Annotated in this window: 8 protein-coding genes and 1 tRNA gene; 4 read left to right on the top strand and 5 right to left on the bottom strand. The window is 66.5% G+C overall.

What is annotated here, in order from left to right:
• From BGO62_RS11845 to mnhG, 4 genes are all read left to right on the top strand, one after another.
• A partial coding sequence (locus BGO62_RS11845) for a proton-conducting transporter membrane subunit (RefSeq protein WP_296642672.1) occupies positions 1–909 on the top strand: 909 nt, incomplete at its 5' end.
• Positions 906–1,394: a Na+/H+ antiporter subunit E gene (locus BGO62_RS11840; protein ID WP_296642670.1), complete on the top strand. Its 489-nt coding sequence runs from the start codon at positions 906–908 to the stop codon at positions 1,392–1,394. The genes BGO62_RS11845 and BGO62_RS11840, both read left to right, overlap by 4 nt.
• Entirely contained in the window at positions 1,391–1,672 is a 282-nt protein-coding gene (locus BGO62_RS11835) for a K+/H+ antiporter subunit F (protein ID WP_018077485.1), read from the top strand. Before BGO62_RS11840 ends, BGO62_RS11835 begins: the two co-directional genes overlap by 4 nt.
• A complete protein-coding gene (gene mnhG, locus BGO62_RS11830) occupies positions 1,669–1,980 on the top strand; it encodes a monovalent cation/H(+) antiporter subunit G (protein ID WP_296642665.1) in 312 nt (103 codons plus the stop codon). Before BGO62_RS11835 ends, mnhG begins: the two co-directional genes overlap by 4 nt.
• Before the next feature lie 215 nt (positions 1,981–2,195).
• On the opposite strand, the gene BGO62_RS11825 is transcribed toward mnhG, so the two are convergent.
• The 5 genes from BGO62_RS11825 to BGO62_RS11805 form a co-directional block, all read right to left on the bottom strand.
• A tRNA-Val gene (locus BGO62_RS11825) sits at positions 2,196–2,272 on the bottom strand.
• A 233-nt stretch (positions 2,273–2,505) separates the two neighbouring features.
• Entirely contained in the window at positions 2,506–3,048 is a 543-nt protein-coding gene (gene thpR, locus BGO62_RS11820) for an RNA 2',3'-cyclic phosphodiesterase (RefSeq protein ID WP_296642663.1), read from the bottom strand.
• Complete coding sequence (ispF, locus tag BGO62_RS11815; RefSeq protein ID WP_296642662.1) at positions 3,041–3,523, bottom strand: 2-C-methyl-D-erythritol 2,4-cyclodiphosphate synthase; 483 nt, start codon at positions 3,521–3,523, stop codon at positions 3,041–3,043. Before ispF ends, thpR begins: the two co-directional genes overlap by 8 nt.
• Complete coding sequence (gene ispD / locus BGO62_RS11810; protein ID WP_296642661.1) at positions 3,516–4,217, bottom strand: 2-C-methyl-D-erythritol 4-phosphate cytidylyltransferase; 702 nt, start codon at positions 4,215–4,217, stop codon at positions 3,516–3,518. The genes ispF and ispD overlap by 8 nt, the downstream gene beginning before the upstream one ends.
• On the bottom strand, positions 4,214–5,804 hold a 1,591-nt coding region (locus BGO62_RS11805), incomplete at its 5' end, for a DNA translocase FtsK (protein ID WP_296642660.1). The genes ispD and BGO62_RS11805, both read right to left, overlap by 4 nt.

The following is a 5,804-nucleotide window of genomic DNA, read 5'->3' as shown; positions in this document are numbered from 1 at the left end:
AACTTCTGGCTGCCTGCCACCTATGCGGCGGCCTCGGCGCCGGTGGCCGGGGTATTCGCGATTCTGACCAAGGTGGGAATCTATGCCTTGTTGCGCTTCGAAACCCTGCTTCATGCGACCGGATCTCCGGCTCCCTTCGGGGGCGAATGGCTCTTCTATTGCGGCCTGGCAACCATCGCCATCGGCAGCCTCGGCATTCTCGCCACCCAGCGGCTGGAACGGCTGGCGGGATTTCTGGTGATCGTCTCGTCCGGCACCCTGCTCGCCGCCATCGGTTTCCGCGGCACCGCCCTGACCGGCCCGGCCCTGTTCTACCTGGTCAGTTCGGTACTGGGCAGCGGCGCATTTTTCATGGTGGTCGAGATGGTGCAGCGCAACCGGGCCTACGCGGCCGACCTGCTCGCCATCAGCTTCGAGGCTTTCGGTTTGCAGGATCCCGCCAGCGACACGGAGCACCCCGACGAAACGGTCGGTCTGCCGATACCGGGAGCAATGGCGTTCCTCGGGCTGACGTTCGTTTCCTGCGCGCTGCTGCTGACCGGGCTGCCCCCCCTGTCGGGCTTCGTCGCCAAGTTCTCCCTGCTCGCTGCGGCCATTGCCGAGGCGCCGGGCGGCAACCCCCTGCCTTCCTGGCTGCTTGTCGCGGCCCTGCTGCTGTCGGGCCTGGCGGGGATAATCAGCCTGTCGCGGCTGGGCGTCCGCGTATTCTGGAGCGGCGAGCGCAGCACGCCGCGCCTGCTCTGGGTCGAGGCCGGGCCGGTGGCCGGCCTGATCGCCCTCTGCGCCATCCTGGCGCTGGGTGCCGGGCCTGCCACGGACTACTTCAGGGTCACGGCCGAGTCCCTGCACAATCCCGCCGCCTACATCAATGCGGTGTTGCCGGCCGACGCCGGAGGAACCGGCGAGTGAAGCGCAAACCCCTGCTGCCGCTGCTGCCGATCGTCCTGGTCGCGATGTGGCTATTGCTCAACGACAGCCTGTCGGCGGGGCAGATCGTCCTCGGCATCCTGCTTGCCCTCCTCGTCGCTTTTGCCATCGCCCCGCTGCGCCCGCTCCCGGCCTGGCCCCATCGGCTGCACCTGGCCATCGGCCTGATCTTCCACGTGCTGCACGACATCATCCGTTCCAACCTGGCGGTCGGCAGCATCATTCTCGGAGCCTCCCGGCGCCAGCCTCGGGTCGGCTTCATGAAGATTCCCCTCGACATGCGCGACCCCCACGGACTGGCGATGCTGACCATCATCGTCACCGCCACGCCGGGCACGGTCTGGGCCGGGCACGATGCAGACAGCAACGTCCTCACGCTGCATGTCCTCGACTTGCAGGATGAGGCCGCCTGGGTGCGCACCATCAAGCAACGCTATGAACGTCCCCTGATGGAGATATTCGAATGAACGCCTTTCTCTCCGGATCGATCTACTTCGCACTGATCTGTTTTGCCGTCGCCATGCTGTGCGCCCTGCTGCGCCTGCTGCGGGGGCCCTCCGCGCAGGACCGGGTGCTGGCCCTCGATACCCTGTACATCAACGGCATGCTCACGATATTGATGCTGGGAATAGGCATCGGCTCCGCCGTCTATTTCGACATTGCCCTGCTGATCGCCCTGTTCGGCTTTGTCGCTTCGACCGCAATGGCCAAATTCCTGCTGCGCGGCGAGGTGATCGAGCCATGATGGCCATCGACATTTCGCCGTGGTTTGCCCTGCCGGCAGCACTGCTCCTGATCTGCGGCGGCCTGCTGACCCTGGTCGGCTCCCTCGGCCTGCTCCGCCTCGACACCTTCTACGCCCGGATCCACGCCCCGACCATGGGCAACACGCTGGGCGCCGGCTGCGTATTGCTGGCTTCGATCCTGGTGTCTTCCGCACTGGCCCAACGGCCGGTGATCCACGAGGTCCTCATTACCCTATTCATCCTCCTGACATCGCCGGTCACCGCAATGCTGCTGATGCGCGCAGCCGTCTTCCGCGGCCGCGACTGAGCTGCAGGCAGCGTGCCGCGGCCCGTGCAAGGACTGGCGCCGAAGCGGCACGCAACGGCTGGTTTGAACGAGCGGGGCGTTCCCGGCCGAATTCCTTGCCGGCCGGCCAAGTTCAGGCTGCGGGAACACACGGGAAGGATAGAGGCGGACACGCCGAAAACGCGCCGTGCAGAAACGACAAAACGGGCCAAAGCCCGTCCTGTTTTACCTACCGTTGGTAGGCGCGATTGGACTCGAACCAACGACCCCCACCATGTCAAGGTGGTGCTCTAACCAGCTGAGCTACGCGCCTAATGCGGGGCGAATCATAACCGAAACGTCACGCGCGTGTCGAGCCGGAACGGCTTTTTTTCGCGTTATTTTCATGGCCTCGGCTCCGAAGCATCTTGGCGATGAACGGGCGGATCGAAGGGGGCCACGAATCGTGGCCAGCGAGGCTTGCACGCCCTCGATCCTCGACAGGATCAGCGCGCTCATTTATCGAATGCTGACCGTCCTGCGAAGCCGCCTTCCCCCGCCGGCATTTCACCTCAGGCTCCAGCTCCGGATCACCTCGTACCGCGCCCCTTCGGCTTCGGTGCGCGAGGCCACCAGCACGAAATCGCCGACAGGCCAGCCTACTGGCACACACGCCGGCGGTTCGCCGCCCGCCGTGTTGCGCAACAGGGTGACATGCGGCACATGCGGGCGGGCGTCGACGGGATAGCCGGCAGCCTGCAGCGCGGCATTCAGGGCGCCGGCCAGTTCGGCGTATTGCGGCGGCGTCCGGCTCGCGCCCAGCCAGCCGATGCGGTTGTGCCGCCAGTAACCGGGACGGTCGAGGACCAGTTCGAAGGCATCGGCCTGGACGGTATCGGCGCAGGCGGCCAGGTCGCCAAGCTGTCCGGCCGGCGTGCTGCCGAGAAACGCCAGGGTGAGATGCAGGGTGTCGCCACGCATGCGCCGGCCGCCCCAGTGCTGGTGCAGCCATTTGCCGGTGCGGTTGAGTGCGGCGCGGGTGGCGTCATCCGGCCACAGCGCGAAAAACAGCCTTAGCGTGGCGGGCTCGGCCGGACCGAGTTCAGTCACGCCCGATCAGGCACACCGCTTCGGCTGCGATGCCCTCGCCGCGCCCGGTGAAACCGAGTTTTTCGGTGGTGGTGGCCTTGACGTTGACACGCTCGATGGCGACGCCGAGGTCGTCGGCGATGTGCGCGATCATCCGCGCGATGTGCGGCGCCATTTTCGGCGCCTGGGCGATGACGGTGGCGTCGACGTTGCCAATCCGCCAGCCACGCTCTTTCAATTGTTCGGCGACGCGGCGCAGCAGGATGCGGCTGTCGATGCCGGCAAACGCGGCGTCGGTATCCGGGAAATGGCGGCCGATATCGCCCAGCCCGGCCGCCCCCAGCAGCGCATCGCTGATCGCATGCAGCAGCACGTCGGCGTCGGAATGGCCGGCCAGGCCGAGTTCGTAGGGAATGTCGACGCCGCCGACGATAAGTTTGCGGTTGGCGGCGAAGGCGTGCACATCGAAGCCGTGCCCCACTCGGATCTCATTCATGCAGCTTCCTCAGAATCAGGCCTGCCAGCTCCAGGTCCTGCGGATACGTGACCTTGAGGTTGCGGCTGTCGGATTCGACCAGCCGTGGCTGCAGGCCGAGTTGCTCAATGGCCGAAGCCTCGTCGGTCATGTCGCTGCCGGCCGCACGCAGCGCTTGGACCAGTGTGCCATGGCGGAACATCTGCGGGGTCTGCGCCTGCCACAGGCCGGCACGCGGCACCGTGGCCTCGGCCCGTGTGCCGGAAGCCGGGTCGGCAGCGGCGCGCTTGAGGGTATCGGCCACCGGCACGGCGAGCAGACCGCCCACCGGGTCGGCAGCGGCCTCATCCAGCAGCTTCGCCAGCATTTCGTCCGGCAGACAGGGACGCGCGGCATCGTGCACCAGCACCCAGTCGTCGGCGGCACAGACCTGGGAGATGGCGTCGAGACCGTTCAGCACCGTTTCGGCGCGGGTCGCGCCGCCGCAGCGCAGCACTTCGATGCGCTCCTCCCAGCCCTGCCACGCGTAGTTGTTCCAGCGCTTGTCGGTCGGCGACAGCACCACAAAAATCCTGGCGATGCGCGGCTCGCGTGCCAGCACCATCATCGCGTGCGCGATCATCGGCACCGAATTGAGGTCCAGGTACTGCTTTTCGATGGCCCCGCCCATGCGCGAACCCGAGCCGGCGGCGGGAATCAGCGCGTAGAACTTCATGCCTCGCCTCCGGGCGCCAGCACGTCGCGGTTGCCGTTCGACTGCATGGACGACACCAGGCCGGCGCGTTCCATATCCTCGATCATGCGCGCGGCGCGGTTGTAGCCGATGCGCAGTTGGCGCTGCACCGACGAGATCGACGCACGGCGCGACTTCAGCACGTAGGCGACGGCCTGGTCGTAGAGCGGATCGGCTTCCGCGCCCGCCTCGCCGAATTCGCCGCCGCCCTCGCCCGCCTCTTCGGGCGATTCCAGCACGCCTTCGATGTATTCGGGCTCGCCCAGCGACTTCAGGTAATCAACCACGCGATGCACCTCATTGTCCGAGACGAAGGCGCCGTGCACGCGCTGCGGCAGGCCGGTGCCGGGCGGCAAGTAGAGCATGTCGCCCTGCCCCAGCAGCGCCTCGGCGCCCATCTGGTCGAGGATCGTGCGCGAGTCGATCTTGCTCGACACCTGGAAGGCGATGCGGGTCGGGATGTTGGCCTTGATCAGGCCGGTGATGACGTCGACGCTCGGCCGCTGCGTCGCCAGGATCAGGTGGATGCCGGCGGCACGCGCCTTCTGCGCCAGCCGCGCGATCAGCTCCTCGACCTTCTTGCCGACCACCATCATCAGGTCGGCCAGTTCGTCGATCATCACCACGATCATCGGCATGGTCTCCAAAGGTTCAGGCGCGTCCGGCGTCAGGCTGAACGGATGCGTCAGCGGCGTGCCGGCCTTCTTCGCATCGCGCACCTTCTGGTTGTAGCCGGCGAGGTTGCGCACGCCGACCGCCGACATCAGCTTGTAGCGGCGCTCCATTTCGCCGACGCACCAGTTGAGCGCGGAAGCGGCCTGCTTCATGTCGGTGACCACCGGCGCCAAGAGATGCGGGATGCCCTCATAAATGGAAAGCTCCAGCATCTTGGGGTCGACCATGATCATGCGCACCGCGCTGGGGTCGGACTTGTACACCAGCGACAGGATCATCGCGTTGACGCCGACCGACTTGCCCGAGCCGGTGGTGCCGGCGACCAGCAGGTGCGGCATCTTGCCGAGATCGGCCACCACCGGATTGCCGGCGATGTCCTTGCCCAGCGTGACCGTCAATGGGCTGGCGCTGTCGTGGTAGGCCCGGGAGCCGAGGATCTCGCTCAAACGAACGATCTGCCGTTTGGGGTTGGGAATTTCCAGTCCCATGGTGTGCTTGCCGGGAATCGCCTCGACCACCCGGATGCTGATCACCGACAGCGTGCGCGCCAGATCCTTCGCCAGGTTGACGATCTGGCTACCCTTCACGCCCGTTGCCGGCTCGATCTCGTAGCGGGTGATCACCGGGCCGGGCGAAGCCGACACCACCTTGACCTCGACGCCGAATTCGGCGAGCTTGCGCTCGATCATCAGGGAGGTGAACTCCAACGCCTCGGGGCTCGCGGTCTCCACCGCCTCGTCCGCCGGGTCGAGCAGATGCAGCGGCGGCAGCGGCGAATCCGGCAGATCGGAGAACAGCGGTGCCTGCTTCTCGGTGACCGCGCGCTCGGATTGCGGCACCTCCTTCACCACCGGCTCGATGCGGATCGGCGGCGCCTCGACACGTTTCTTCTTT

Source organism: Thiobacillus sp. 65-1402 (genome assembly GCF_001897685.1).
Lineage (GTDB): Bacteria > Pseudomonadota > Gammaproteobacteria > Burkholderiales > Thiobacillaceae > Thiobacillus.
The sequence above is the reverse complement of the archived record's forward strand: the minus strand, read 5'-3'. Positions and strand labels throughout refer to the sequence as shown.